Raw genomic sequence first — 26,534 nt, forward strand, 5'->3', positions numbered from 1 at the left:
CATGCGGACCTGCAAATATGACCCAACACTCTGCCAAACATCTGATCATCGGCGGCGGCATCATCGGTTGCTCGATTGCCTATCATCTGACCCGAATGGGGGAGAGGGATGTGGTTCTTCTGGAACGCGCTGGCCTGACGGAAGGGGCGACCTGGCACGCGGCCGGTCTGGTCGGACAGTTGCGCTCGTCACGCAACACGACCCGCATGCTGAAGAAATCCGTCGAAATGTATGACCGCCTTCAGAACGAGGAAGGCATGCAATTCGACTGGAAGAAAACCGGCTCGCTCAGACTTGCGGCAACCAGGGAGCGCCTGCTGGAGGCCAGACGGCTGGCAACAATGGCACGCAGTTTCGATCTGGAAATGCAGATAGTCTCGCCCGGAGAAGCAAAGGATCTGTTCCCTCTGATCGAGGCACGCGGCCTGGAAGGCGCAGCGTTCATTCCCTCTGACGGTTATGTTGATCCGGCCTCTCTCTGCCAGGCCGTCGCGGGCGCTGCGCGTCGCCAGGGAGCCGACATCCGCCAGGGATGCGAGGTGCGCGATTTTACCGTCTCAAACGGACGGATCACATCAGTCGAGACGAGCCAGGGAACATTCGAAGCAGATACGATCATCCTGGCAGCCGGCATGTGGAGCCGTGAACTTGGAGAAAAGCTGGGCATTCGTGTACCTGCCTGCGCAGTCGAACACCAATATATCGTTACCGAACCCACCGGAACCGAAGTCGGCCATTTCCCGACACTTCGGGATCCGGAACGTCTTGTGTACTACAAGCCGGACGTCGCCGGCCGCCTGGTCATTGGCGGCTATGAAGAAGGCACCCTTCCCTTCGGAGATCATGGTATTCCCGGATCTTTCGTACGCCAGTTGCTGCCTGAAAATCTGGATCGCTTTCTGCCGTTGGCAGACCTTGCCAGCCAGGTGACACCAATCGTCAATGAAGTCGGCATCCGCCAGGTCATCAACGGTCCGATCCCCTATTCCGCAGACGGTGACTTTGTCATGGGCTGGCAACCCGGCTTCGACAACCTAATGATGGCAACGGGATTTCTCTATGGCATTGCCGCAGGCGGCGGCGCCGGGGAGATGATTGCCGAATGGGTAGTTGAAGGACGCCCGTCGCTGGATCTCTGGCCCCTTGACGTGCGCCGCTTCGGACCGCATCACGGAACCCGGAGCTTCATGTATCCGCGCGCTGTCGAGCACTATGCCCATCACTACAAGAAAAGGTATCCGGGACAGGAGCATGAAAGCGCCAGGCAACTGAGATTGTCGCCGCTCTACCAGAAACTCAAGGATCGCGGAGCTGTCTATGGCTCGAAGAACGGTTGGGAACGGCCGCTCTGGTTCGCGCCTGACGGGGTTGAGCCGGTTGATCAGCTGGACTTCCTCGATCCGGGCTGGAAAAAATATGCCGCCGAAGAGCACAGGGCTGTGCGGGAGAGGGTCGCATTGATCGACCAGTCCAGCTTTTCGAAATTCGAGATCATCGGTGCCGACGCGCTCGATGCATTGCAGCAGATGGCCGTCTCCAACATGGACAAGCCGGTCGGCTCGGTCATCTATACGCAATTGTGCAACGGGTCCGGCGGCGTGGAGGCGGATGTGACCATCATCCGTCTGGATCAGAACCGCTTCTATCTGGTGACCGGATCCGGTTTTGGCGTCCACGACAGCGACTGGGTCAGACGCAACCTGCCGGAGAATTCTTCTGTGCACATTGTGGAAGTCACGAGCGGTTATGCCGTGATCAACATTGTCGGTCCGCAGTCGCGCGATGTTCTGGCAGCGGCTTCCGAAAGTGATGTCTCCAATGAAGCCATCCCTTTTTCCACGATGCGGGAAATTGTCGTTGGCGCGGCGCCGGTACGTGCAGCGCGGATCGGTTATGTCGGAGAACGCGGCTATGAACTGCATGTCCCGACGGAATTTGCGGCTCATGTCTACGACACACTCTGGGCGGCCGGAGAAAAACACCGCATCGCCAATGTCGGATACCGGGCGATCGAGAGCCTTAGAATGGAAAAAGGCTACGTCTACTGGTCGGGTGATGTCACACCGGATTACACGCCGATCGAGGCAGGTCTCGGGTTTCGTGTTCACCTGAAATCCAAAGGCGATTTTCTCGGACGGCAGGTGTTGGAAGACCAAAAGAAGAATGGCATTGAACGCAGGCTGTGTACCTTCGTGACACAGGACCATCTGCCGCTCACGGGTGGCGAAACCATATTGCTGGGAGATCAGGTCGTCTCGTCGACGACCTCTGTCGGCTTTGGTTATACGGTGAACCGCACGATTGTGCGTGGTTATCTGGACAAGGAGCATTGGGACCGGGCTGAATTCAGTCTGGAGGTTTTTGGCGAGCGTTACCCGGTCACGCAGGCGGAGAGCCCGCTCTATGATCCGGACGACACCGCGCTCAAGGGATGAACGGGGGAAACATGACTGAACATGCTGAAAAAGTACTCGAGGCACTGCGCTCTGCGCCGCAATTTGCACATGTCAATTCAGCAAGGCATGTCACGCGTCTCGGCGGCCTGACCAACCTGGTGCACCGTGTGGATCTTGCCGACCAGTCAGTCATCGTCCGCATTCCGGGTGAAAACACCGAAGAATACATCGATCGCGCCGTGGAAAAGCACAACGCGGAAGCCGCGGCCGACGCCGGTGTCTCCGCCGATGTTCTTTATGCGGATGCTGCAACCGGCATCATGATCACGCGCACGATAGACGGGATCGAAACCATGACCCCCGATCTTTTCAGGTCACGCACCGGTTCCCCGGGCCGCGCGGGGATGGCGCTGGCCAAGCTGCACACTTCCGGCGAAACCTTCCGGTTTCGATTCGAACTTTTTTCCATGATCGATGACTACCTGAAGGTTCTTTCAACCAAGGATGTCTCGCTCCCGGAAGGCTACCAGGATGTCGTCGCAGCAGCGATGCCCATCGGAGACGTGTTGGCGGCTGCCGATCTGCCACTTGCTCCGTGTCATTGCGATCCGCTTTGCGAAAACTTCCTGGATGACGGCACGACAATGTGGATCGTCGACTGGGAATATTCCGGCATGAACGATCCATTGTGGGATCTTGGTGACCTTTCGGTCGAAGCCGGCATGACCCCAGAACAGGACGCAGAGATGCTGGAGGCGTATTTCAAACGTGGTCCCACGGCGGCAGAAACGGGCCGCGTAGTGATCTACAAGGCCATGTGCGACCTGTTGTGGACCCTTTGGGGGCTCATTCAACTTGCCGACAACAATCCTGCCGAGGACTTCTGGGCTTATGCGACCGGTCGGTTCGACCGTTGCCGCGCGTTGATGCAGGACCCTGCCTTCGATGCCCATGTGGCTGCCGTCAGGGCTGGTTGAGCAAAGCCAGGATTTCGGCGTGCAGCTCCCGGGTTGCCGCTGTGACAGTTCGCCCGTCCGATGCCATTGTCAGCCGGTTGCCCTGCCAGTCGGTCATGATACCGCCGGCCGCTTCGACCACGGCGGAAACCGGCAGATAGTCATAGGGTTGCAGATCGTAGTCCACGACAGCATCCGCAAGCCCGCGTGCCACAAGCGCGTGCGGGTAGCAGTCAGCCGCCATCCTGCGCAACTGACTCGCACGAACGAGGCGCTGAAATGCCTCAGGTTCGCGTACGGCCAGCTTGTCACCTTCATTGACAAAGAGACGTGCGCCATCCAGCGAACGGCATTCGCTGACCCTGATCGATGTCCCGTTGCAGGCGGCGTGCAGCCCCTCACCTCCTGAATAGACTTCATCGAGCGCCGGCATCCGGATGACACCCATTTTCGGACGTCCTTCGACCAGAAATCCAAGCAGCATTCCGAAAAGCGGCAATCCGGCAATGAACGACCGCGTGCCGTCAATCGGATCGATGATCCACATCTTGTCACCATCTCCGGTCTGGCCGAATTCTTCACCGAAGATCGCTTCACCCGGAAAGTTTCGTTGAATGCTGTCCCTGAGGGAATTTTCCGTTGCCTTGTCCGCGAGCGTGACCGGGCTTTGATCTGCCTTGGTTTCGGTTGCAGGATCATTCCGGAAATAGGCGAGACTGACAGCTGCGGCGTCTCCTGTGATCTCCAATGCCTTTTCCAGTCTGTCCGAATAATCCGGCATACTGTGAATCTCCCGTGTTTCTCATGTTTTTTGTCTGTTGAATGAACGCTTAAGGCTCAAAATGTATCTAAAATCCACAAAAGTCGAACCTAAATGTTGCTTTTTGTTGATTTATGCTGACAGTCTAGGGAGTGTTTTGCCAAGTTGGCTAGCTGCCGAGAGCGTGACGCATGCGCAGTTCCGTATTGGCAATTCTCGACAGGGAGGAAATTATGAAGCGCGTTTCATTAGCACTGTCCGCCATGCTGGCCGTTGCGCCTGCACTCGCAGCCGAGTCCAGCGATCCGATCAAACTTACTCTGCACGACTGGTCCGGCCAGTTGATCACGACCAAGCTCATGGGCGAAGTCCTGAAGGAAGCCGGATACAATGTTGAATATGTCCAGGCTGACTACATCGCCCAGTTCGCAGGATTGAAGACCGGCGACCTGCATGTCGCCATGGAAATCTAGGAAACCACCGGCCGCGAGGCAATGGATGAGGCATTCGCGACAGGCGACGTCGTTAATCTGGGTGAAACCGGTCTCCAGGCGATCGAGGAATGGTGGTATCCGGCCTACATGAAGGAGCGGTGCCCGGGCCTGCCGAACTGGGAAGCGCTGAAGGATTGCGCAGAAGAATTCTCCACGCCTGAAACAGCCCCCTTTGGCCGGTATCTCGGTGGTCCGGTTACCTGGGGTGGCTTTGATGAGGAACGTGTCGAGGCTCTGGGACTGGACTTTGAAGTGGTCCATGCAGGCACGGATGCGGCTCTGTTCGCTGAACTGGAAGCAGCGTATCAACGGCAGGACCCGATCATCCTTTGGGTCTATGCGCCACACTGGGCGCCTGCAAAATACGATGGCGAATTCGTTGAATTCCCGCCGTTCTCGCCCGAGTGCTACAGCGACCCATCGGTCGGGGTAAACCCGGATGCAGCCTATGACTGCGGCAAGCCGCGGGGCCCGATCTGGAAAGTCAGCTGGGCAGGTGTTGCGGACAAGTGGCCCGGAGCCGCGAAGGCGATCGAGAACTTCAAACTCTCCAATGCCGACTATGGTGCCATGGTCACCGAAGTCGATCTCGACGGCAAGTCGGTCGACGATACGGTTGCAGCTTGGATGGCTGACAACAAGGACACCTGGTCAGGCTGGATCGCCAAATAAACCCGTCCCATAATTCCTGCACGCACCAGCCTGAGTTTGGTGCGTGCCGGACACTTGTCCGGATGACAGCCAAGACAAGTTTCCCGACCCCGGGAATAAACCTCCACCGAGGACTGGATGACGAAGCCCGTAATTCTCGATTGCCGGAACGTATGGAAGCTCTACGGCGCACAGGCCGATACGTTTTTGAACACCAACCCTGACCCGTCCTCAGCAGATCTGGAAGCGGCAAATCTCATCGGGGCGGTGCGGGCGGTCAATCTCCAGATCCGGAAGGGCGAGATATTTGTCATCATGGGGCTGTCGGGCTCCGGCAAATCGACGATTGTGCGATGCCTGTCGCGGCTTGTGGATTCCACTGCTGGAGAAATCCGCTTTGAGGGTAAAGATCTTCTCAGCGCAAGCGAAGAAGAACTGATCCAGATCCGGCGCAAGAAGATGGGCATGGTGTTCCAGCAATTCGCGCTCCTGCCACACCTGACGGTCCTGGAAAACGCGGCTTTCCCCCTTGAAATTCAAGGCGTCGACAAGAAGACCCGTGAAGCACGCGCGCATGAAGTTGTGGAACTGGTGGGTCTCAAGGGGCGTGAAAGCTATTTCCCGCGTGAACTTTCAGGTGGTCAGCAGCAGCGTGTCGGCATTGCCCGCAGCCTGGCGGCCGAACCTGAAATCTGGTTTCTCGACGAGCCTTTCTCGGCGCTTGACCCGTTGATCCGCCGCGAAATGCAGGATGAATTCCTGCGTCTGCAAAACATCCTTCACAAGACGATTGTCTTCATTACCCATGATTTCGACGAAGCCATCCGTCTGGCAGATCGCATTGCAGTGATGAAGGACGGGATCATTGAACAGGTCGCGACCCCAGAGGACCTCGTCCTGCAGCCTGCAACCGAATATGTGGCGGAGTTCACGCGGCATGTAAGCCGTGCGAAGGTGATACGCGCTGCCTCGGTGATGGAGCCCGTGAACGGCGACAGCTTCGCCGGTGAGGTTGCGCATGATGCCGTGATCGAGGTCATTGCGGATCCGGTGGAAGCCTCCGACCTGCCTCACAAGGTCATGGAAGGCGACAGACAGGTTGGTCAGATTTCCCGCAAGGCGGTGATTGATGTGCTGGTAGGGCGCAGATGATCCCCCGCGCTCTGAAATCAGACGCACTATTCTGGGGGGTGCTGTTCACAAGCACCTGGCTTTTATCGACTTATTCGTTTCAACTTTACAAGGCACTTGATGCCCGCTGGATCGTCCGGTTTCCCAAAAGCTGGCAGTTGCCGCTCGAAAACCATATCAGCGAGTTCCTGGACTGGCTGGTCGGCAGTGCCGGATTCTATTTCTTTTCGTTCCGTGATCTCACCCGGGCCATTTCTGCAATGATCGAAGCCCCCTACCAGGTGTTGCGCAACCTGTTGGTCGAGGGGTTTACCAGCGGTGTCGGGGAGACCGCCGTTCAAGTGGCACCTGCGCTGAGCTGGATCGCGGTCATCGTGACGATCATGGCGGTCGGACACTATGCACGCGACTGGTTCCTGTCTGTTCTTGTCGGCGTCTGTTTTCTCTACCTCGCCGTCTTCGGACAGTGGGAAAGTGCCATGATCACGCTTGCCTCGGTCTTGATTTCCGTACCGATCGGGGTGGTTGGCGGCCTTCTTCTCGGCATTCTGGCATACCGGGTAGGCTGGTTCGAGCGCATATTGCGACCGATCCTGGACCTGATGCAGACCGTTCCGGTGTTTGCCTATCTCGTCCCCATCCTGATCCTGTTCGGCTTTGGTCCCGTCGCTGCGCTCGTCGCAACCGTGATTTATGCCATGCCGCCCATGGTTCGCATCACCATTGTTGCGCTGAATTCGGTTCCGAAGGAAGTGATCGAAGCCGGTCGCATGGCCGGGTGCCGCAATCGCCAGATGATGTGGAAGGTCCTTGTTCCTTCTGCAATTCCAACGCTGATGGTTGGTGTCAATCAGGTGATCATGCTGACGCTGAACATGGTGATCATCGCTTCCATGATCGGCGCCGGCGGCCTCGGGTTCGATGTTCTCTCCAGTCTGCGCCGGCTGGATATCGGTGGAGGGATCGAGGCAGGACTTGGTATCGTGGCCATGGCAATCGCGCTCGACCGGGCAAGTCAGGCCTTTGCGAAACGCAGCATGCGCCATCCCCTGGAAGGCAACATCCTGCAACGCCACCCATGGACCGGCACCGTCTTTCTGGTGATCGCTTCAACCTTGATCCTCGGACAGTTCGTACCGGCCGTTCAAACCTATCCGGACGCCCTCACGCTGACGACCGGCCCGTTCTGGTCGAATGCGATGGAATGGATCAACGTGAACTTCTTCGACACGTTCGAAGCCATAAAGACCGTCATCCTGCAGTGGTTGCTCATTCCGGTGAAGAAATTTTTCACAGGAATTCCATGGGCATGGGGAATTATCGCAACTGCCCTGATCGCCTGGAGGGTCGGTGGTTGGAAAATCGGGCTGCTCGCCGGTTTCCTGATGATGTTCATCGCAGCGTCGGGACTTTGGTCCAAGGCCATGGTGACGATCTACCTGTGCGGTGTGTCGGTTCTGATCGCGACCATTATCGGCATTCCGCTTGGCATCTGGGCGGCCGAAAGCCCGCGGGCCGGCCGTGTCATTCTCGGGCTGATGGATACCCTGCAAACCCTGCCGAGTTTTGTTTACCTGATCCCGGTCGTCATGCTGTTCCGGGTCGGTGACTTCAGCGCGATGATCGCGGTGATCCTCTATGCATTGGCGCCTGCGGTACGCTACGCGGCGCACGGCCTCAAGGAAGTCCCGCCAGCCTTGATCGAGGCGGGTCTTATGTCCGGCTGCACCCGTCGGCAACTGCTGTGGCGCATCAAGCTGCCACTTGCCACACCACACCTGTTCCTTGGCCTGAACCAGACCATCATGCTCGCGCTTTCCATGCTGGTGATCACGGCGCTCGTGGGCACAAGGGATCTCGGCCAGGAAGTTTACATCGCACTGACCAAGGCGAACGCCGGGCAGGGCATTGTCGCCGGTCTGTCGGTGGCGTTCATCGCGATCATAACGGATCGGGTCATCAACGCGCTTGCATCCGGTCGGCGTGAAAGATTGGGGATCTAGCAATGTCTGAAACCGCAATTGCCCGCGCCGCGGCGCTTGGCTGCTTTTCCGATCCTCGGGACATCACTCCGCTGGGAGGAGGCATCACCAATGTCAATCTCATCGTGCGTGACGGCGACCGGCGCTTCGTTGTCAGGCTTGGCGATGACATACCCGAGCATGGTGTCATGCGATGGAACGAGCTGGCTCTGAGCCGCGCCGCCGAACGTGCCGGACTTTCGCCTGCGGTTGTCTACCAGGAGCCCGGTGTTCTGGTGCTGGACTTTCTTGAAGCAAAAACATTCGGGGAGGCCGACGTCAGGGAACCGGAAAACCTTCAAAGAATTGTTGCCCTGATCTCCAGGGTGCATCACGATCTTGGCGCCCACCTGACAGGACCGGTGCTGGCCTTCTGGCCATTCCAGGTCAATCGGACCTATGCCGCCCGCCTGAGTGCTGACCGGTCCCCTCATTCGGAAGTGCTGCCGGGTCTGATGAACACTCTGTCTGATCTCGAGGCAGCGGTCGGACCGGTCGATCTTGTTGTCGGTCACAATGATCTTCTTGCCGCCAATCTGCTCGATGATGGCGACAAACTGTGGCTGATCGACTGGGAATATGGTGGTTTCAATTCGCCTCTGTTCGATCTTGCCGGACTTGCCTCCAACAATGGCCTGACCGAATTGCAGGAACGCGCCATGCTCGAGCAGTATTTTGATGCCCGCCCCGAAACAAACTGGCGTGCCTACAAGGCCATGAAATGCACGTCCCTGATGCGTGAAACCCTTTGGTCAATGACCTCCGAAATCCACTCGGACCTGGACTTCGACTACGCCGCATACACAAGCGAAAACATGGACCGGCTGAACGCCGCCCTTTCCGAATTCCGTGAATTGTGAGAGCCCTCATGACACTCCCCTCATCTTCGAAGATCATTATCATTGGCGGCGGTATTGTCGGATGTTCCACGGCCTTTCATCTGGCGCAGATGGGTCAGGAAGTCCTGCTTCTGGAAAAGGCGGCCCTGACGTCCGGATCCACCTGGCATGCTGCAGGCCTGGTTGGTCAGCTGCGCTCCAACGCCAATATTACCCAGCTTCTTGGCTACTCGATCTCGCTTTATGACAGGCTGGAAGCAGAAACGGGGCAGGCCACCGGCTGGAAGATGAACGGCGGTCTCCGGCTCGCCTGCAATGAAGAACGCTGGACAGAGGTGAAACGGCAGGCGACTACGGCACACAGTTTCGGCCTGGACATGCAGCTTCTGACACCAAAGGAAGCGCAGGACCTGTGGCCGCTCATGGATATCAGCGATGTCGTTGGCGCCGCCTTTCTGCCGACGGACGGTCAGGCAAGCCCTTCGGACATCACCCAGGCCCTTGCCAAGGGAGCACGGGCTGGTGGTGCGAAACTGGTTGAAAACATGCCGGTCACCGAAATCCTGACCGAACATGGGAAGATTACAGGAGTACGCACCGCGCAAGGCGATATTGCCTGTGAAAAGCTGGTTCTGTGCTGTGGCCAGTGGACACGCGAACTGGCAGCAACGATTGGTGTCACGGTGCCCCTCGTGTCGGTCGAGCACCAATACATGATCACGGAAGCCTTTGGCGTCCCCTCGAACTTGCCGACGCTCCGCGACCCGGACCGGTTGACATATTACAAGGAGGAAGTCGGCGGACTTGTCATGGGCGGTTACGAGCCCAATGGCATTTCCTGGGCCGTCGGCGGTGTGCCGGATCCGTTCGATTTCCAGCTTCTGGACAGCAATTTCGATCACTTCGAACAACTGGTGGAGCTGTCGTTGCCCCGCGTTCCCGCTCTGGAAAGCGTTGGCGTCAAACAACTGGTCAACGGACCGGAAAGCTTCACCCCGGATGGCAATTTCATTCTGGGCGAAGCACCCGAAATGGCGAATGTCTTCATCGGAGCCGGTTTCAATGCCTTTGGCATTGCAGCAGGCGGTGGCGCTGGAATGGCACTGGCTGAATGGGTTGCCAAGGGCGAACCACCCTATGATCTCTGGCCGGTTGATATCCGGCGCTTCGGCCGCCCGCACACGGACACGGACTGGGTGCGGACCCGCACACTGGAAGCCTATGGCAAGCACTACACAATGGCCTGGCCATCGGAAGAACATGACAGCGGTCGGCCCTGCCGGCGGTCTCCGCTTTACGACCGGTTGAAATCTGCCGGCGCCGTATTTGGTGAAAAACTTGGCTGGGAACGCCCCAACTGGTTCGCGGAGGCCGATGAGGAAGCGCGTGATATCTATACGTTCGAGCGACCGAACTGGCACGATCCGGTCGGGCGTGAACACAAGGCTGCCCGTGAGGCCGCCGTTCTGTTCGACCAGACGTCATTCGCCAAATTCATCCTGAAAGGGCCCGACGCGGAAGCGGCCCTGAGCTGGATTGCCGCCAACCGCGTGGACAAACCCGTCGGGTCCATCATCTACACCCAGATGCTGAACGATCGAGGTGGCATTGAGTGTGACCTGACCTGTGTCCGCACGGCCATTGACGAATATTACATCGTCACCGGGACTGGCTTTGCCACGCATGACTTCAACTGGATAAATCGCAACATACCTGATGGGTTGAACGCCCAGCTTGTGGATGTCACATCGTCAAATGCCGTGCTTTCCCTGTTTGGCCCGAAGGCGCGCGACATATTGGCGGGCTGTACGCGCGCCGATGTCAGCGACGGGGCGTTCCCATTCGGCCAGGCGCGCCGCATCGGCATCGCCGGCTGCCCGGTGCTGGCGCTTCGCATTACCTATGTCGGGGAGCTCGGCTGGGAACTGCATCTGCCGACCGAATATGCGCAAACGGTTTACGACGCGTTGCACGAGGCAGGAATGCCGCTCGGCATGAGAAATGCCGGTTACCGTGCAATTGAAACCCTGCGTCTGGAAAAGGGCTATCGCGCCTGGGGGTCCGATATCGGCCCTGATCATACACCCGATGAAGCTGGTCTCGGCTGGGCCGTCAAAATGAAGACCAATGCCGATTTCAAGGGGCGCAGCGCCGTTCAGGCGCAGCGTGAGGGCGGCGTGAAGAAAATGCTCGCAACGTTCACAACCGACGGCGACGTTATCCTGTCAGGCCGGGAAACGATCTATCGCGACGGCGAACGTTGTGGTTGGCTCAGTTCGGGAGGATATGGCCATACGCTTGGAAAAAGTATCGGCATTGGTTATGTGCGCCATCCCGGCGGCGTGACCAGGGACCACGTCCTTGACGCCGGCTATGAGCTTGAGGTTGGAACCGAACGCGTGAAAGCGGTGGTTACGCTTGCACCGCTTTACGACCCGAAAATGGCAAAGATCAAGATTTGAGAAGCCGGGTTTCTCCAGAGTTGCGGTAGTTACCCGAACCGATGACAGCGGCGGTGTCACCTGCTGCCGTCTGTCCGGCGAGTGATGAGACCGTGCGCTCAGCCGTGGTCACTTGCACAGCCTGTTGACGTTTTGCACGATTTTTTCACTCTCCGCCGTGCAGGCGTCAACCAGCAGGTTGAGGCGGTCTTTCAGCGGGTTTTCATCATTGGCAAACAGTCCCCAGGCGTAGCTTATTTTTGCGGACAAGGGCCGGATCGACACGCCGTCAATCGGCACGCCCAGCGCGGTGACCGGGTCGCACAGGGCAACGCCGAGACCTGCCCGCGCGGCCATAGCCGCACTCAAGGAAGAATTGGTGGCAATTTCGGAGGATGGTTTGATCTTCTGCTTTTCAAATGCGCGGTTGATTGCGTCACGAATGCCATATCCATTGCAAATTGTTGCCAGCCGTTCGGTGTTGAAAATTGACAGAGGAATTGGCCCGTCGCCATCAAGACGGCTGCCTTTCTTGACCACTGCAACAACCAGCGATTCAAAGCGTGCAAGACACTTCAATTGATCATGGTCCCCTGGATAAGCGGAAAATCCCAGATCGGCCGTACGTTGACGAAGGGCATGCAGAACCCGTTCGGAGGTCGTCGTTTCGACATGTACAAAATCGGGCAGAACATCCGAGACACGCGACAGCACAGGCCCCACAAGACCAGCCGACATTGTCGGGGTTGCGACGATATCTATGGCCGCAATTCTTTCGTCCCTGATTGCGTGCGCCCGTTCGGTCAACTGCGACAGGTTCGCCATGACCCGCTGCGATTCTTCGAAAAACTTGATCCCTTTCTCCGTGGGAGAGATTTTGGGTCCGTTGCGTTCAAAGAGCGCAAACCCCACACGCGCTTCCAGATCTCTTACCATTCTCGTGACCGCAGGCTGGCTCACTGACAGCTTCTGGGCAGCAGCCGTCATGGATCCATATCGGACCACCGCAGCAAATGCTTCCATTGAGCGAATGTCAGGTCGCCCATTATTCTTTGTTGACATACTAGAGAACCTATCATTACGGTAAGCTATCATTGACGCATGAATATGCAGAATTAGCATAGCAAGCTACTGTGCAATCGGTAAGGGGACCGGCGCAATGACATTTGGATTTATGAATGCGGTTGTCTTTGGGATGTTCAGATCGGAACGGAATAAGGCCATCGCAGCAGTCATGAACGTGGTCGTCGGCAGGGTTTCAGGCTCTGGCGTATCTGACCGGCGCACCTCACCTGTATTCGTTCCCCTGTTGCGCTTGCAAAACACCCCTGCCCGTATCGCGGTGTCAACGAACCACTGATCGTTTGAGCTCTGTTTCAGAGAAAGTCCTGGATGGCCTGTACGATGAATCAAATTCCATCTTCTATTGACTCGAAAGGCTTGGCGGTGCTTGAGGCGCGGCTCAAGGATGATCTGGATTTTCTTTGCTATCCTTCCAAGGACTGGGTACCGCAACAAGACGGTGTAACCGATGTCGTCATCATCGGTGGCGGCATGTGCGGCATGGTCGCCTGGTTGGCAATGACAACCGGTGGCATACGCAATATACGCATCCTGGACCGGGCCACCAAAGGATACGAGGGGCCATGGCTGGGATATGCGCGCATGGAAACCCTGCGGTCACCAAAATTTCTGACCGGACCAGCATACGGACATGGCTCCCTGACGTTCCAGGCCTGGTATCGCGCGCAATTTGGGACTGAGGCCTGGGACAGCCTGGACAAGATACCTCGCACGATGTGGATGGACTACCTGTCCTGGTATCGCGACGTTCTTGAGATACCGATCGAAAACGGTGTTTCCGTCGACCACGTGGAGCCGGAAGGTGAATTGCTGAAGCTGACCGTCTCGGGAGCGGAAACAGGCACGATCATGACCCGGAAGCTGGTCTTTGCTACGGGCCGGGACGGTACGGGTGGTCCGAACATTCCAGATTTCATAAAGGGACTTCCGGCGCATCTGTGGGCGCACAGCGCGGACGAGATTGATTTCGCCAGCCTGAAGGACAAACGCGTTGCCGTTATCGGCGTGGGAGCATCCGCGGTGGATAATTCTGCGGAAGCGCTCGAACACGGTGCGACGGAGGTTCGTCACCTGGTCCGCCGCAAGGAAATGCCGACGATCAACAAGATGATGGGTATCGGCAGCTACGGATTTACCGCCGGCTATGCCGAGTTGCCCGACGAGTGGCGCTGGCGCTTCATGCAATACAGCTTTGCAACGCAAACCCCGTCACCACGCGGGTCGACGCTGCGTGTCAGCCGTCATCCGAATGCGTACTTCCATTTCAACAAGGCGACCACCCGTATCGAGCAAAGCGGCAACTGTGCACGCATCCATTTTGCCGACGGCACATCATACGAGACGGATTTTGTCATCCTGGGGACCGGTTTTGTCATTGACCCCATGGCCAGGACGGAATTTGGCGATAAGGCAGCCGAGATCCTTCTGTGGCACGACGTGTATACTGCGCCGGACGGTGAAGAGTCCGATGACCTGGGACGTTTTCCCTATCTGAATTCCGATTTCACCTTCCGGGAAAAGACACCCGGCAAGGCACCCTGGCTGAAGAATGTCTACTGCTTCAACTACGGCGCGTCCGCGAGCCTGGGCAAGGTGAGTGGCGACATTCCGGGAATTAGCGATGGAGCCGCCTGGCTGTGCCGCGCCGTTGCAGCCTCGCTCTACAGCGAGGATATCGGGGCCCACTGGCAGGGGATGCAGGATTACGACACGCCTGAACTACTCGGTGACGAATGGGAACCGACGGAGCTTCAGGCCGGCGCACGACCGAAAGAGAGCCAGGCGGTATGAACATCTCCGACATGACGATCTTGAGCAAAGCCGGCGTGACACACAACAGCGCATTGTCCGGCGTCGTGTCTTCGCGCGGCAACATAATCGGAATGGCACAAGTTGCCGAGGAAGCCGTGCTGCGTCCGAAGGACTCTGGAGCATTCGCGCATGACCTGCGCGCCGCAATTGCCGCGCGCGTCGCCCGCTTGGCCGGCGACGAGAGGCTCGCGGCCTACTATGTTGCGGATGCGGGGCAGTATTCAACTCTGGCTGACCCTGAAGAAACAAGAGGTCAGCAGGACGAATTGGCCGCCGTCTTGTCCTTCGTCGACAAGGTTGCGAACCAGACAAGGGAAGCCGCCGCGGAAGATGTTGCAGGATTGCAGGCTGCAGGTGTTTCCGACGCCGATATCGTGCGGCTGTGCGAACTGGTCGCATTTCTCGCTTTCCAGGTGCGCGTGATCGCAGGATTGCGACTGATGCAAAGAGAGACCGCATGACCCGTATCGTCCACAAGTTCACCCGCAAGGTTCCCGAATGGCAGCCCCGCGTTGTGCCGGTCAAGCTTGAGGAAGCAACTCCGCAACAACTCGATGCACTCAAGGTCACCCCTTCCAACACGAAGGTGTCGGATTACGTTTTGACCCTGGCCCATGATGTTGAAAGCCTGTCCGTTCGCTCACCGCTGTTCAACGCCATCATGTATGACCGTGGCGGCATGTCGCGCGAGGAACGCGAACTTGGCGCCCTTGCGGCTTCGATGGTCAATCGCTGTGTCTATTGCGCGGCGGTTCATGCAGACCGTCATGCAAAACTGTCAAAGGATGAATCCGTAACCGACGAGCTGTTCGCCAAGGGTGAAAAGGCGGACCTGGACCCCAGAAACAGGGCTATATTCGATTTCTCCCGAAAGGCCGCCGAGGCGCCGCCTTCTGCAGGTCCGGAAGACATCGAGGCCTTGGCGAATGCCGGCCTGTCCGACGAAGAGATCTTTGATCTGATCCTGTCTTCGTCTCTGTTCGGATGGGCGAACCGGTTGATGCACGTTCTGGGTGATCCGGTGAGCCGAAAGGAAACGGCATGAAAAACCCGATGCGCATAGGCATTGCTGGTGCGGGTGCGATAGCATGCGGTACCGCAGCGTTATTGCACCGAAACAAGCACATACCCACGCTCTGGTCGCCTTCCGGCACGAGCACGACAGTCTTTGAAACCACCCCCCTGCTGGCCCATGGCGTGATCGAAACGGAATTCACGCCGGACATTGCCAATTCCGCGCAGGAACTGGCAGAGGGTTGCGACGCATTGATCCTCGCGTTGCCCGCGACCGGACACAAGAGTGTCATGGATGCGCTGGTACCCCATATCCGTGAGGGTCAGCATATCATCATCTCCTCCCATGCTTCCTTCGGTGCCGTTTACCTGACACAGGCCCTGATGGCGCGCGGCGTAAGCGCACCGGTCACCGCGTGGGGCACAACCATCGTCTCCGGCCGCCGGCTTGAAGGAAACAAGGTACGCGTCAACACCATTCGCAATCGCGTTGACCTGTGTACGGTGCCTGAGGCCGCATCCGATGATGGACTGGATTTGTGCCAATTGCTGTTTGGTGACCGGTTCAAACCACGTGACGGCTTGCTGGCCATCTTGCTGTCCAATCTCAATCCGCAGAACCACCTCGGGATTGCTCTTTGCAACATCACCCGAATGGAACGGGGCGAAGACTGGAGCCAGGGCCTGAACGTGACACCGAAGGTGGGACGCTTGCTGGAACAACTTGACCTTGAGCGGCTTGCAATTGCCAAAGCACTGAATTTGGATGTGAAAACCATTTTCGAGCACTTTCACCAGAGTTTTCATGTGCCCATCGGGACGATCTCTGAAATGAACCAGCAAATGCACACGCACGGCTACGGCGGTCTTGGCCCGTCGACGGCGGACAGCCGCTATGTCACCGAAGATGTTCCCTATGGACTTCAGGTGACAGCTGCACTGGGCCGGCTGGTAGACAGACCCGCCGCGTTGCATGAGGCCGGGATTAGGTTATTTTCGGCAATGTATGGCCGGGAATTCGCGCAGGAAAACGAATTTCTCCATGCGCTGGATATGGAAAGCTACAGCCTTTGCGACTTGCAGCATGCGTCCCGGACCGGGGTGCTGCACAGACCATCCACTCCAGAAACATAATGCAAAAAGGATGGATCAAACTTAACCGACTAGGAGACGCTAAGATGACCAAACTTACCATTAACCGCCGACGCTTCCTGGGGACTGCCGCCGTTGGCGCGGCAACTCTGGCCAGCCCAGCCTATCTCCGCCGCGCGAACGCCGCTGGCGGTGAAGTGAATATCTGGACGTATAACGACTTTGTTCCTGAGGCCTTCAAGAAGCAGTTTGAAGCGGACACCGGTATCAAGGTGAACATCTGCCTGGTGGACGACCAGGGCAAGCAGTTCAACCTGCTCGCCGCCGAGGCGCCCAATCCCACGGTGGACATCATGACTGTGGCAGGTCACCGGTTCCTTCAGTTCATCGACAGTGACCTTCTTGCTCCGCTCGACACCGGCCGTCTGAGCAATTGGGGCAACATCAATCCAACGTTCTCGGAAAGCGACTGGTCGACGATCAACGGCAACAAATGGGGTGCGCCGATCCTGTCCGGCATGGAAGTCCTGTCCTACAACACGGACCTCGTCAGCCCCGAGGAAGCCAGGAGCTGGGACGTTCTGTTTTCCGAGAAATACAAGGGTCAGACCGCCTATATCATCCAGGACATGATGTCGATCGTCATGCTCAAGATGGGATACGACGGCAACATGGTCGCATATCTTGACGATCCGGAAAAAGCAGCTGCAATCGTCGAGGAAGCCAAGGCATTCCTGATCGAGAAAAAGCCGCTGGTCAGAAAGTATTACGACAGCGGCGCCGAAGTGCAGCAGATGTTCATCAACCAGGATATCGCCCTGGGACACAGCTGGAACGGTCCGGCGGCAGCTCTCATCAATGACGGCTTCCCGTTGGCCATGACCATACCGAAGGAAGGCTCCTACGGCTTCGTCTATACCTACAACATCGCCAACAACGCACCCAATGCGGACAATGCCTATACCTTCCTTGACGCCATCCTTGCCTCTCCGGAGATCGGCGCATCGATGACCAAGGCGTCCGGCTTTATCTCCACCTACAAGGATGCGTCGCAATACCTGACGGATCTGGAAAAGAAGTCGACTTCGTTCTCGGATGACGAACTTGAGAACCTTCAGTTCTTCCGTGCCGAGGCAAACGAGATGAAGTACGGGCTTGTCGATCCGGCGGTTGAAGCCATCAAGGCCGCCTGAGCCGTTGCTCTGACCGGCAGATGTACCCTTGCCCGCCCGTCGGGCGGGCAAGGCATTCAAGATTGATTGGGAGAATCCGGCATGAGCGATGACGTCGCTCCACGCGCTGGTCGCGGCCCTGACACCGCGGACAGAAAGCGTCTGACGTTCTGGGGTACATTATCAAGCTGGACACCATACCGGTTGGTGGTCGGGCTTGCGACTGCATCACCACGCCGCCAGTTTCTTATTCTCGCGGCATTTCCGCTGTTATGGGTGCTCACCCAGCACCTTGGACCCATGCTGCAGATGCTGCGGGTGAGTTTTACCGACGCCTATCCGGTGGCACCGGGGGTCGAACAGCATTTCACCCTGGACAACTATGCCCGCTTTTTCGGTGATTACATTTTCTGGCAGCCGTTTTTCCGGACACTCACCTTCGCCGGTGTCTTCACCTTCTGCACATTGATCCTGACCTATCCGGTCGCCTACTTTCTTGCGCGCCATGTCAGTCGCAAAAACCAGATGCTGATGCTTCTGCTGCTGCTTATCCCGTTCTGGGTCGGTGAAATCGTGCGCACCTATGCCATCATGATCCTTTTGGGAAACACCGGCGCGGTAAACCAGTTGCTCAAGTGGCTCAGCCTGATCGATCGGCCAATCCCCTTTATGTACACAAGCTTTTCCATGGGCGTGGGGATCGTGTACCTGACCGCGCTCTACATGCTGTTGCCGCTCTATTCCGCGCTGGAGAAACTTCCCAGAAGTTACAACGAGGCTGCAGCAGACCTCGGCGCTTCTGCCTGGACACGCTTTCGCCGGATTACGCTTCCCTTGACGCTTGAAGGGATCTCATCGGGATGCACTCTGGTGTTCCTGATATCGACCGGATTTTATGCAACTCCCGTTCTGCTCGGAGGACCGTCCACGACGGTGTTTGCAGAAACGATTGCAGGGTTCTTCCATGTTGCAGGCGATGAGTGGCCGACAGGTGCAGCCTTTGCAACAATCATGTTCATCGCCGCAATCTTCCTTACCGGTGCATTCCAGAAACTCATGAACTCTCTGCGCAAAGGAGACACGAATTGAACCGGGGTAACCGCATCCTGCTCTCCTGCGTCTATTGGGCATTTGTACTCTATGTTTTTGTTCCCCTGCTTCTGATGATCCTCATGGGTTTCAAGGACAGCAAGTTCATAGGTTTTCCGATCCGGTCCTGGACTCTTGACTGGTATACCGGGGTCTTCGACGACGCCGCTGTACCGTCTGCGTTTGTCTATTCGGTCGTCATTGCGGTGCTGGCAACCATGATTTCCGTCTTTGTGGGAACCTGGATCGCAGTTCTCCTGGAAGGCCGGAAATTCCTTGGCCGGACCGCGATGTTCGGTCTGACCGTCTTGCCTGCGCTGGTCCCCGGCATCATTTCCGCAATTGCATTTCGAATTTATGCCCGGTGGCTCGGTATCGAGCCGGGAATGGGAGCGATCGTCTGGGCGCATGCGGTCCACAACGTGCCATTTGTGGCCCTCGTGGTCATGGCGCGATTGTCGACATTGCCGAAAAGCCAGATTGAAGCTGCGCGCGATCTGGGTGCGGACCCGATCATCGCCTTTTTGCGGATTACTTTGCCCTATCTTGTGCCGGCCATCCTCGGCGCCAGCATCTTTTGTCTGCTCCTCAGTTTTGATGATTTCGTTCGCTCCTTCTTCCTTGGAGGTTACGAACCGACCCTGCCCGTTCTGATCTTCGCCAAACTCAGGTCCGGCATGTCACCTGAAATCAATGCCATTGCGACGATCGCCCTGGTTCTGACGGCGGCAATCGGCATCTGGGCAGAGCGTTTCACGCGTCGAATGAGCAAGGATACCTGAAATGACCGATTCCAATCCCCTTGTTCGTATTGAGGGTGTCACCAAGAAATTCGGCGACACCGTTGCGCTGGACAACCTCACGCTGGATATCGCGAGAGGCGAATTCGTCACTTTCCTGGGACCGTCAGGTTGCGGCAAGTCGACGACACTCCGCATCCTGGGCGGGTTCGAGCGTCCGACGGCTGGCCGCGTCATCCTGGACGATTTGGATGTGACACTGCAGCCGCCGGAAAAGCGGCATGTGAACATGGTGTTTCAGGACTATGCGCTCTTTCCTCATATGACCGTGCGCCAGAACATTTCTTTCGGGCTTGAACTCAAGGGCATGAGCAAGGCCGACATTCGCCTGAGGCAGGACGAGATCATGTCCTTCCTGGAACTGGATGGTTATGGCGATCGATATCCGGGTCAGTTGTCCGGAGGACAGCGACAGCGTGTGGCTCTGGCAAGGGCGCTTGCACCTGATCCCGCGCTCTTGCTGCTGGATGAGCCATTGGCTGCGCTGGACGCAAAACTGCGCGGTCAGGTACAGCAGGAGCTGAAAGCGATCCAGCGGAGAACGCACAAGACCTTTTTCTTCGTGACCCATGACCAGGAAGAAGCCTTGACGATGTCCGACCGAATTGTGGTTATGAACCATGGCCGGGTCGAACAGGACGGCACACCTGAAGAACTGTATTTCCACCCGGCCACACGATTTGTCGCTGAATTCATTGGCGAAACAAACCTGTTGACCTGCGAGATGCGCGGTCAGGACGGTGAAGCGATCGTGATGGACTGGTTCGGCCAGACCCTGAAAGGCCAATCACAGGGCCATCGGCCCCGGGTGGGTGACACCATCACTGCATCTGTTCGACTGGAGAAGTTGGGGTTTCATGCGGCCCGCCCCGATCACAAAAATGCGGTGAAGGGAACTGTTGTCGGCAAGACATTTCTCGGGAGCCGCATGTCTGTCGATCTGATGATCGAGGAAGCGCAAGGCGCAAGGCTGCGCGCCTTTGTGGATGCGGATGTCGGTCAATCGGTCGGCTCCGAACCCGTATGGATCGGATGGGACAGCGACAGCATGGCGGTCTTGAGAGAATAGCCGAATCTTGAGTTCCGCGGAAAGACATTTTCGGGCGAAGACTGAACCGATAGCCAACGGTCTCCAGCTCCCGCTCAGTCCTCTGTGTATGTTTTGACCCTATTGACGCTTGAAATAGCCACGTCACGTAGGAATAATTTAAAACATATTGTCATTTTTACGAAATAGAATTTGCTAGTGCATTTACCATACAATTTTAACTAGCGTATATTTTTGAAATTTATTTCAAAATAGTCAGGTATATTTTCCATATTATTGAAAAAAATCCAACTAATAAGTATTTGCACCTAAATAAAGCAATTTTCCCGTTAACCCTACCTTAGGTTGCTCTCGCATAACGTGTACCGAGTTGTTGCTGCCGCAATTGGGCAGTGAATCCGGATTTGCGCATCACGTTCGATGGGTAGTCGAAAGGAAAATTCCATGTTCCTTAAAAAAGATCAGAAATCACGTGAAGGTCTTTCGAACAAAAGAAATCTTCTGACAAACTTGAAGGTTGGTAAAAAGATAGCATTGGGGTCAAGTATAATACTTGTCCTCCTGGCAATTGTATCTGCCGCTTCGTATTTCGGTCTTACTCGCGCCAATCAGGACTTTAAAGACTACAGGACGCTTGCACGCCAGACCAACCAGATGGGCCGCATACAGGCAAACCTTCTGTCTGCGCGTCTTGGTGTCAAAGACTATATCATCAAGAATTCCGAAGATGCTGCTGAGGTTGTTAGAACCCGCGCAGAAGCAACCGAAAAAATCATCCAGGAAGCAGAAGCCCTCTTTCAGGACAGCGAGCATCTTGAAACGATCGTCTCTGCGATTGACCAGATCGCGATTTACCGCTCGTCCTTCGACCAGGTCACCAAGCTTGTTGGAGATAGAAACGGATTGGTAGACGAACTGAACACTGTCGGACCGGAATCAGAACGCACGCTGACCAGGATCATGAAGAGCGCCTACGAAGATGGTGACGCATCTGCCGCGTTTTCAGCAGGTATCTCACTGCGTCATCTATTGCTGGCAAGGCTCTATTCCAATCGCTTTCTTGTCGACAATGAACAAGCCAGTGCGAACCGGTCCAACCAGGAACTCGACGATTTTGAAAAAACAGCAGCAGAGATGCTCAAGGAACTGCAAGATCCTACGCGCAGGCAACTTGCTACGGAGCTGGTTCAGCTTGCTGGCGGCTACAAATCGACATTCAAAAAGGTTGTGGAAGTCATCCAGGCGCGCAACAGCGTCATTGCAAATACGCTCGACAAGATCGGGCCCAGGCTTGCTGACGAAATGGAACAAATCAAGCTGGCAAACAAGCAAACCCAGGATACCGTCGGGCCGCGATCCACTGAAGATATTCAAAACGCGGTTGTCACGGTTGAGGCTGTTGCGGGTGCGGCCATCGTGATCGGTGTTTTGCTTGCCTTTTTGACCGGTCGTGCCATCTCCAGGCCAGTCGTGGAAATGACGGCATCCATGGAGCGGCTTGCCAGTGGAGATACGTCCGCAACGATACCGGCGCGGGGGCGCCGGGACGAGATAGGACAAATGGCGGATGCGGTTCAGGTGTTCAAGGAAAATGCAATAGAATCCGAGCGTTTGCGCGAAGAGCAGACCCGGAATGAATTGCGAGTCGAGGAAGAAAAGCGAAACGCAACGTTGGAAATGGCCGACAATCTTGAAGCCAGCGTAATGAGTGTGGTTGAAAAGGTGGGATCTGCAGCAGATGAGATGAAAGCCACCGCGCAATTCATGTCGGAAGCTTCTGAACAAACCACGTCTCGTGCAACCACTGTCGCAAGCGCTTCTGAAGAGGCTACCGTCACAGCACAAACGGTTGCGTCCGCCTCGGAGGAATTATCGAATTCCATCCAGGAGATCACACGTCAGGTTGATGACGCCAAGGGACTGGCAGCCGAGGGCAAGGAACGTGCGATATCGACCAACCAGGCGGTGCAAGGTCTGTCGGATGGCGCACAAAAGATCGGTGACGTGGTTGATCTCATCAACGCGATCGCAGAGCAGACAAATCTTCTGGCGTTGAATGCGACGATCGAAGCTGCAAGAGCGGGCGAATCCGGGAAAGGCTTTGCCGTGGTCGCATCCGAGGTCAAGGAACTTGCATCGCAAACAGCAAAGGCGACTGAGGAAATCAGGCAGCAGATCGGTACCATGCAGGAATCAACGAACGTTACTGTTGGCGAAATCGAAAATGTTGTGCAGGCAATGTCTCAAATCAGCGAAATGACAGAAGCGGTCTCATTCTCCGTCGGAGAACAGAACGCGGCAACCCGCGACATTGCGACAAACATCCAGCAAACGGCATCGGGAACGCAGGATGTTTCCGAGAACATCCTGGAAGTTAACAGCGCTGCGCAACAATCCAGCGAGGCTGCCGGACGCGTTGTTTCGGTAGTGGACGACCTCAACAGTCAATCCGATGTTCTGAAACGCGAGCTTCAGCAGTTTCTCGCATCCTTGCGCGCCGCGTGAATGGCAATGACGCAAACTCCCGGAAACACCCGCCTCCATGAATGCAAGACTGGATGACACGGGGTTTTCGGGGGTAAGCACTGCGGATTGAGCAAAGCACCTTGAAAAGGGTACTTCGTGGATCCGATGCCGGGATAAATCGTGACAGGTCACAAGTTATCCCTTTACCGCTCCAGCAATCATTGACCGGCTGATGTGCTTGTACATCAGGATCCCGAGGACCACGGGCGTGACGGACGCCACGATGATAACGGCTGCTGCAACACCCCATTGAACGCCACCACCACCGGACGAAAAGAAAAACGATGCACCAACGGTCATCGGAACGGCGTCCGTCGTGGTCAGCATCAGACCGAAAAGAAACTCGTTCCAGGCCGTAATGAAGCTGAATATGAAGACCGTCGCCAAGGCCGGAAGGCAGATGGGAAACACGATCTTCAGCAGGATGACGAAGATGCGCGCACCGTCGATCCGCGCCGCTTCATCCAGTTCGAACGGAACATCGTTGATGGCGTTGACAAGGATCAGCAGCGCAAGAGGCAAATTGACCACCGCAAGGATCAAGCCAAGTCCAAGTGGTGTGTCGAGCAATCCAACGCTTTGGTACATCATGTAAAGAGGGATCGCGAAGATGATCAGCGGCATCGCCCGCAGGTTTACGACGGTCGGAAATATCAAACTCTTGCCATAGCCCCGCCGGGCAACCGCATATGCAAGCGGAAAACAGAGAACAATCGGCAGCACGGACGCGATTGTCGACGCTATCAGACTGTTCTGGAGATAGGAAAAGATGTTCAGACGCTCGGAAACTTCCAAAATCGAAGCATAATTCTCAAGCGTGGGACTCTGCACGAAAATCCCCGGATTTCGGCTGATTTCAGCCGCTGTCTTGAGTGATGCGGACAGAGTGGCAAGGACCGGAAAGTTGATGATCAACGCTACCAGAATGAAAACCAGCCAACGGATCAGATTTTTGACCTTCTGACTCATGCACCGCTCCTGCGAAGCAGCCGTCCCGCAAAAAACAGGGCCAGAAATGAAACACAAAACAGGATCACGGATGCGGCAATCGCGTTGCCAATTTCGCCGGACCTGAAGAACGAAAGATAGATGTAGATCGACAGGGATGTCGTCGCCCCGCCTGCACCAGCGCCGGTCAGGACGAAGATATTGTCGAAAACACGGAAGCCGTCGATGAACCGGACGAAGAACGCGACTGCGATCGTCGGGAGCATCATGGGCATTTCGATGTGCCAGAACATGCGCAGCCCGCGTGCACCATCAACGGCGGCAGCCTCCCGCATTTCTCCGGGGATGGCCTCGTAGGCCATGAAAAACAACAGGAATGCGAATGGTGTCCATTGCAGCGTTTCGATCGTGAAGACCGTCGTGAACACGTTTTCCCTGCTCAGGAATGCGGGACTGTCGCCCAGCCAGTAGAACATGTAGTGCGGCAGGGCACCTACAAACTCATGCAGCAACAGCCGGTACATCAGCCCCATCATCGCGGGCGCGATCATCATGGGCATGATGAGGACGGCAATCATCCAGGTATTCTTGCGAATGATCGGTGCAAGGTACACGGCAAGAACAAGGCCCAGGATGCATTCGGCAAACGCGGTTGCCAAACCGAATTTCATCGAAAACCAGGACGCCGACCAAAACTCGGGATCATTGAGGATGGAAATATAGTTCTGACCGCCATTGAATGTTGGAGAGCGCAGGTTCTCGAAGGAAACCTCGGAAAAACTGTAGATGATATCCAGGATTGTCGGAAATCCCAGCATCACCAGAAGGAACAGAACCAACGGGGTCGCCAGGATCCGATTCTCGGTCGATCGGGTCATGTCTCAATCCAGAATTTGTTGCAGCCGGCCCTGAAAAAAGACCGGCTGCACGAAGCTTCAGTTCAGAAGGTCTGCCATACCGTCTTTGGTTGCGGACAGCGCCTCATCCAGCGATTTTCCACCTGACAGATAGTCAGTGAACTCCTTTGCCTGCAACTCGTAAACAGACAGGGCCTTGGCGGAAGTGCCGCCGTTCATGACGAAGCCGTAGTTGGACGCATATTCACCAAGCGGTACGAGGTCCGGGCGCTCGTTCGCAATGTCGGAAACCACGCCCGAGGTCAGGCCTGTGGCACCGCCTGCCAACGCATACGCTTTCGCGGCGTCTTCAGTTGAGAGCCATTCGATAAATGCCTTGGCACCATCCGGGTTCTTGCCGTTTGCGTTTACTCCAAGACCCAGACCATGAACGTGGGTAAAGCGGCCGTCCGGCCCGGTCGGCGGCGCGATTGTCTTGGTGACATCGGCTGTGACCGGTGTTTTTTCCGTATCGGTCAGATCGGCGGCGGCGGCATTCCATTGAATCATCGCGGCAACCTGGCCAGATCCGAACGCCGAATTTGCCTCCGCATATTCATAGGAAAACGAATCCTTGGGCGTTGCGCCTGCTTCCACAAGAATCTTGTACATCTTCAGTGCTTCCCGGTAGGCGTCCGAGTCGACCGTGATGTTCCCGTCCGCATCCATCCAGTCCGCGCCATAAGAACGTGGCAGTGAATGGAAGACCATGATGTTGAAAAGCAGGTTTTTCAGCTGCAGCACGGTTCCGTAGCGGGTCGGACTATCGGGGTTGACCGCTTTGGAAAAGTAGAGGGCGTTGGCGGCGAAATCCTGCCAGGTCCAATCGTCAGGGCTCTTGGGTTCCAGCCGCACACCGAGATGTTTCTCCGAGATGTCGCCATACTTCGCGGCCGCAGATTCATCTGCAAGCAGTTCCTCAATCAAATCCGTTCTGTAGTAGAGGAAATGCAGGGAAAGATCCGTCGGGACCCCGTACTGCTTGCCATCGAATTGCATGGTCTTCAGCACACTTTCACCGAACACGTCCGCCGCATCTTCCGACAGGGAAACAGGGGTCATGTAAGGCGCGTAGCGACCAATCGAATATGTTGCGAGGAGATTGGCGTCGAATGCGTCGGTTCCAGCAGCAAGGTCTGCCTGCAACTTGTCGAAAAAACCGTCACGACTGAAGAATATCAGCTTCACTTTGTCATCTTCGGCAACTTCGGCGCGCGCGTTGTATATTTCTGTTGCGGCACGCAAGGCGGTTTCCTCCGGCCCGCCTGGCCATCCAAGTACGGTAACATCGGCCTGCGCGATCGAAGTTGCCAACAAAAGGGCGGATGCGGCGCCGCCGTAAAACAGTTTCCTGACCGTTCTCAT

20 protein-coding genes and 1 pseudogene are annotated in these 26,534 nt (G+C 56.4%); 16 read left to right on the plus strand and 5 right to left on the minus strand.

The window, feature by feature from the left end:
• The first annotated feature begins 17 nt into the window (after positions 1-17).
• Complete coding sequence (locus tag ACO6TI_RS30525) at positions 18-2,435, plus strand: GcvT family protein (protein ID WP_422384000.1); 2,418 nt, start codon at positions 18-20, stop codon at positions 2,433-2,435.
• A gap of 11 nt (positions 2,436-2,446) precedes the next feature.
• On the plus strand, positions 2,447-3,373 hold the full coding sequence (locus ACO6TI_RS30530; RefSeq protein ID WP_055114190.1) for a choline/ethanolamine kinase family protein: 927 nt from the start codon (positions 2,447-2,449) through the stop codon (positions 3,371-3,373).
• Here the strand turns inward: ACO6TI_RS30530 and ACO6TI_RS30535 are convergent.
• Positions 3,360-4,133 (minus strand): inositol monophosphatase family protein, encoded by a 774-nt coding sequence (locus ACO6TI_RS30535; protein WP_055113040.1) that lies wholly within the window; start codon positions 4,131-4,133, stop codon positions 3,360-3,362. The genes ACO6TI_RS30530 and ACO6TI_RS30535 overlap by 14 nt on opposite strands.
• Positions 4,134-4,345: 212 nt before the next feature.
• Between ACO6TI_RS30535 and ACO6TI_RS30540 the strand changes: the two are divergent.
• The 5 genes and pseudogenes from ACO6TI_RS30540 to ACO6TI_RS30560 all read left to right on the plus strand — a co-directional run bounded on the left by ACO6TI_RS30540 (position 4,346) and on the right by ACO6TI_RS30560 (position 11,710).
• Positions 4,346-5,278 (plus strand): annotated as a pseudogene (locus ACO6TI_RS30540) (ABC transporter substrate-binding protein).
• Between the two features lie 117 nt (positions 5,279-5,395).
• The gene (locus ACO6TI_RS30545) at positions 5,396-6,409 is read left to right on the plus strand and encodes a quaternary amine ABC transporter ATP-binding protein (RefSeq protein ID WP_055113042.1); all 1,014 of its coding nucleotides are present in this window, start codon (positions 5,396-5,398) and stop codon (positions 6,407-6,409) included.
• Positions 6,406-8,391 (plus strand): ABC transporter permease, encoded by a 1,986-nt coding sequence (locus ACO6TI_RS30550; protein ID WP_055113043.1) that lies wholly within the window; start codon positions 6,406-6,408, stop codon positions 8,389-8,391. Before ACO6TI_RS30545 ends, ACO6TI_RS30550 begins: the two co-directional genes overlap by 4 nt.
• A gap of 2 nt (positions 8,392-8,393) precedes the next feature.
• Positions 8,394-9,269: a choline/ethanolamine kinase family protein gene (locus tag ACO6TI_RS30555; RefSeq protein ID WP_055113045.1), complete on the plus strand. Its 876-nt coding sequence runs from the start codon at positions 8,394-8,396 to the stop codon at positions 9,267-9,269.
• 8 nt (positions 9,270-9,277) lie between these two features.
• Positions 9,278-11,710 carry a GcvT family protein gene (locus tag ACO6TI_RS30560; RefSeq protein WP_422384001.1) on the plus strand — a complete coding sequence of 811 codons (2,433 nt, stop codon included), beginning with the start codon at positions 9,278-9,280 and terminating at the stop codon, positions 11,708-11,710.
• A 108-nt stretch (positions 11,711-11,818) separates the two neighbouring features.
• Here the strand turns inward: ACO6TI_RS30560 and ACO6TI_RS30565 are convergent, their stop codons facing one another.
• Positions 11,819-12,751, minus strand: coding sequence for a LysR family transcriptional regulator (locus tag ACO6TI_RS30565; RefSeq protein ID WP_158705275.1), 933 nt, complete (start codon positions 12,749-12,751; stop codon positions 11,819-11,821).
• A gap of 342 nt (positions 12,752-13,093) precedes the next feature.
• Here ACO6TI_RS30565 and ACO6TI_RS30570 point away from each other — a divergent pair, with 342 nt between their 5' ends.
• The 9 genes from ACO6TI_RS30570 (at position 13,094) to ACO6TI_RS30610 (ending at position 23,304) form a co-directional block, all read left to right on the plus strand.
• Entirely contained in the window at positions 13,094-14,563 is a 1,470-nt protein-coding gene (locus ACO6TI_RS30570) for an NAD(P)/FAD-dependent oxidoreductase (RefSeq protein ID WP_350185759.1), read from the plus strand.
• On the plus strand, positions 14,560-15,045 hold the full coding sequence (locus ACO6TI_RS30575; RefSeq protein ID WP_422384002.1) for a hypothetical protein: 486 nt from the start codon (positions 14,560-14,562) through the stop codon (positions 15,043-15,045). The genes ACO6TI_RS30570 and ACO6TI_RS30575 overlap by 4 nt, the downstream gene beginning before the upstream one ends.
• Complete coding sequence (locus ACO6TI_RS30580; protein ID WP_055113055.1) at positions 15,042-15,629, plus strand: peroxidase-related enzyme; 588 nt, start codon at positions 15,042-15,044, stop codon at positions 15,627-15,629. The genes ACO6TI_RS30575 and ACO6TI_RS30580 overlap by 4 nt, the downstream gene beginning before the upstream one ends.
• 8 nt (positions 15,630-15,637) lie before the next feature.
• A complete protein-coding gene (locus ACO6TI_RS30585; RefSeq protein ID WP_422385351.1) occupies positions 15,638-16,732 on the plus strand; it encodes an NAD/NADP octopine/nopaline dehydrogenase family protein in 1,095 nt (364 codons plus the stop codon).
• 44 nt (positions 16,733-16,776) lie between these two features.
• Positions 16,777-17,883, plus strand: a complete 1,107-nt coding sequence (locus ACO6TI_RS30590; protein WP_422384003.1) for an ABC transporter substrate-binding protein — start codon at positions 16,777-16,779, stop codon at positions 17,881-17,883.
• 81 nt (positions 17,884-17,964) lie between these two features.
• Positions 17,965-18,951, plus strand: a complete 987-nt coding sequence (locus ACO6TI_RS30595) for an ABC transporter permease (RefSeq protein ID WP_108874879.1) — start codon at positions 17,965-17,967, stop codon at positions 18,949-18,951.
• Complete coding sequence (locus tag ACO6TI_RS30600) at positions 18,948-19,733, plus strand: ABC transporter permease (RefSeq protein WP_029061243.1); 786 nt, start codon at positions 18,948-18,950, stop codon at positions 19,731-19,733. Before ACO6TI_RS30595 ends, ACO6TI_RS30600 begins: the two co-directional genes overlap by 4 nt.
• Position 19,734: 1 nt before the next feature.
• Entirely contained in the window at positions 19,735-20,820 is a 1,086-nt protein-coding gene (locus tag ACO6TI_RS30605) for an ABC transporter ATP-binding protein (RefSeq protein ID WP_108874880.1), read from the plus strand.
• A 423-nt stretch (positions 20,821-21,243) separates the two neighbouring features.
• Positions 21,244-23,304, plus strand: coding sequence for a HAMP domain-containing methyl-accepting chemotaxis protein (locus ACO6TI_RS30610; protein ID WP_422384004.1), 2,061 nt, complete (start codon positions 21,244-21,246; stop codon positions 23,302-23,304).
• Between the two features lie 156 nt (positions 23,305-23,460).
• On the opposite strand, the gene ACO6TI_RS30615 is transcribed toward ACO6TI_RS30610, so the two are convergent.
• From ACO6TI_RS30615 to ACO6TI_RS30625, 3 genes are read right to left on the minus strand one after another with little or no spacing between them, the layout of a single operon-like run.
• Complete coding sequence (locus ACO6TI_RS30615; protein ID WP_029061246.1) at positions 23,461-24,294, minus strand: carbohydrate ABC transporter permease; 834 nt, start codon at positions 24,292-24,294, stop codon at positions 23,461-23,463.
• A complete protein-coding gene (locus tag ACO6TI_RS30620) occupies positions 24,291-25,151 on the minus strand; it encodes a carbohydrate ABC transporter permease (protein ID WP_055113068.1) in 861 nt (286 codons plus the stop codon). The genes ACO6TI_RS30615 and ACO6TI_RS30620 overlap by 4 nt, the downstream gene beginning before the upstream one ends.
• Before the next feature lie 57 nt (positions 25,152-25,208).
• Positions 25,209-26,534, minus strand: coding sequence for an extracellular solute-binding protein (locus ACO6TI_RS30625; RefSeq protein ID WP_055113071.1), 1,326 nt, complete (start codon positions 26,532-26,534; stop codon positions 25,209-25,211).

The sequence above is a fragment of the Roseibium album genome (assembly GCF_965233825.1).
Taxonomy (GTDB): Bacteria; Pseudomonadota; Alphaproteobacteria; order Rhizobiales; family Stappiaceae; genus Roseibium; species Roseibium album.

Excerpts from the sequence above, each read along its gene's own strand:
- ACO6TI_RS30525 (WP_422384000.1), top strand. The coding sequence starts at position 18 with ATGACCCAACACTCTGCCAAACATCTGATCATCGGCGGCGGCATCATC.
- ACO6TI_RS30530 (WP_055114190.1), top strand. The coding sequence starts at position 2,447 with ATGACTGAACATGCTGAAAAAGTACTCGAGGCACTGCGCTCTGCGCCG.
- ACO6TI_RS30535 (WP_055113040.1), bottom strand. The coding sequence starts at position 4,133 with ATGCCGGATTATTCGGACAGACTGGAAAAGGCATTGGAGATCACAGGA.
- ACO6TI_RS30545 (WP_055113042.1), top strand. The coding sequence starts at position 5,396 with ATGACGAAGCCCGTAATTCTCGATTGCCGGAACGTATGGAAGCTCTAC.
- ACO6TI_RS30550 (WP_055113043.1), top strand. The coding sequence starts at position 6,406 with ATGATCCCCCGCGCTCTGAAATCAGACGCACTATTCTGGGGGGTGCTG.
- ACO6TI_RS30555 (WP_055113045.1), top strand. The coding sequence starts at position 8,394 with ATGTCTGAAACCGCAATTGCCCGCGCCGCGGCGCTTGGCTGCTTTTCC.
- ACO6TI_RS30560 (WP_422384001.1), top strand. The coding sequence starts at position 9,278 with ATGACACTCCCCTCATCTTCGAAGATCATTATCATTGGCGGCGGTATT.
- ACO6TI_RS30565 (WP_158705275.1), bottom strand. The coding sequence starts at position 12,751 with ATGTCAACAAAGAATAATGGGCGACCTGACATTCGCTCAATGGAAGCA.
- ACO6TI_RS30570 (WP_350185759.1), top strand. The coding sequence starts at position 13,094 with ATGAATCAAATTCCATCTTCTATTGACTCGAAAGGCTTGGCGGTGCTT.
- ACO6TI_RS30575 (WP_422384002.1), top strand. The coding sequence starts at position 14,560 with ATGAACATCTCCGACATGACGATCTTGAGCAAAGCCGGCGTGACACAC.
- ACO6TI_RS30580 (WP_055113055.1), top strand. The coding sequence starts at position 15,042 with ATGACCCGTATCGTCCACAAGTTCACCCGCAAGGTTCCCGAATGGCAG.
- ACO6TI_RS30585 (WP_422385351.1), top strand. The coding sequence starts at position 15,638 with ATGCGCATAGGCATTGCTGGTGCGGGTGCGATAGCATGCGGTACCGCA.
- ACO6TI_RS30590 (WP_422384003.1), top strand. The coding sequence starts at position 16,777 with ATGACCAAACTTACCATTAACCGCCGACGCTTCCTGGGGACTGCCGCC.
- ACO6TI_RS30595 (WP_108874879.1), top strand. The coding sequence starts at position 17,965 with ATGAGCGATGACGTCGCTCCACGCGCTGGTCGCGGCCCTGACACCGCG.
- ACO6TI_RS30605 (WP_108874880.1), top strand. The coding sequence starts at position 19,735 with ATGACCGATTCCAATCCCCTTGTTCGTATTGAGGGTGTCACCAAGAAA.
- ACO6TI_RS30610 (WP_422384004.1), top strand. The coding sequence starts at position 21,244 with ATGTTCCTTAAAAAAGATCAGAAATCACGTGAAGGTCTTTCGAACAAA.
- ACO6TI_RS30615 (WP_029061246.1), bottom strand. The coding sequence starts at position 24,294 with ATGAGTCAGAAGGTCAAAAATCTGATCCGTTGGCTGGTTTTCATTCTG.
- ACO6TI_RS30620 (WP_055113068.1), bottom strand. The coding sequence starts at position 25,151 with ATGACCCGATCGACCGAGAATCGGATCCTGGCGACCCCGTTGGTTCTG.
- ACO6TI_RS30625 (WP_055113071.1), bottom strand. The coding sequence starts at position 26,534 with ATGAGAACGGTCAGGAAACTGTTTTACGGCGGCGCCGCATCCGCCCTT.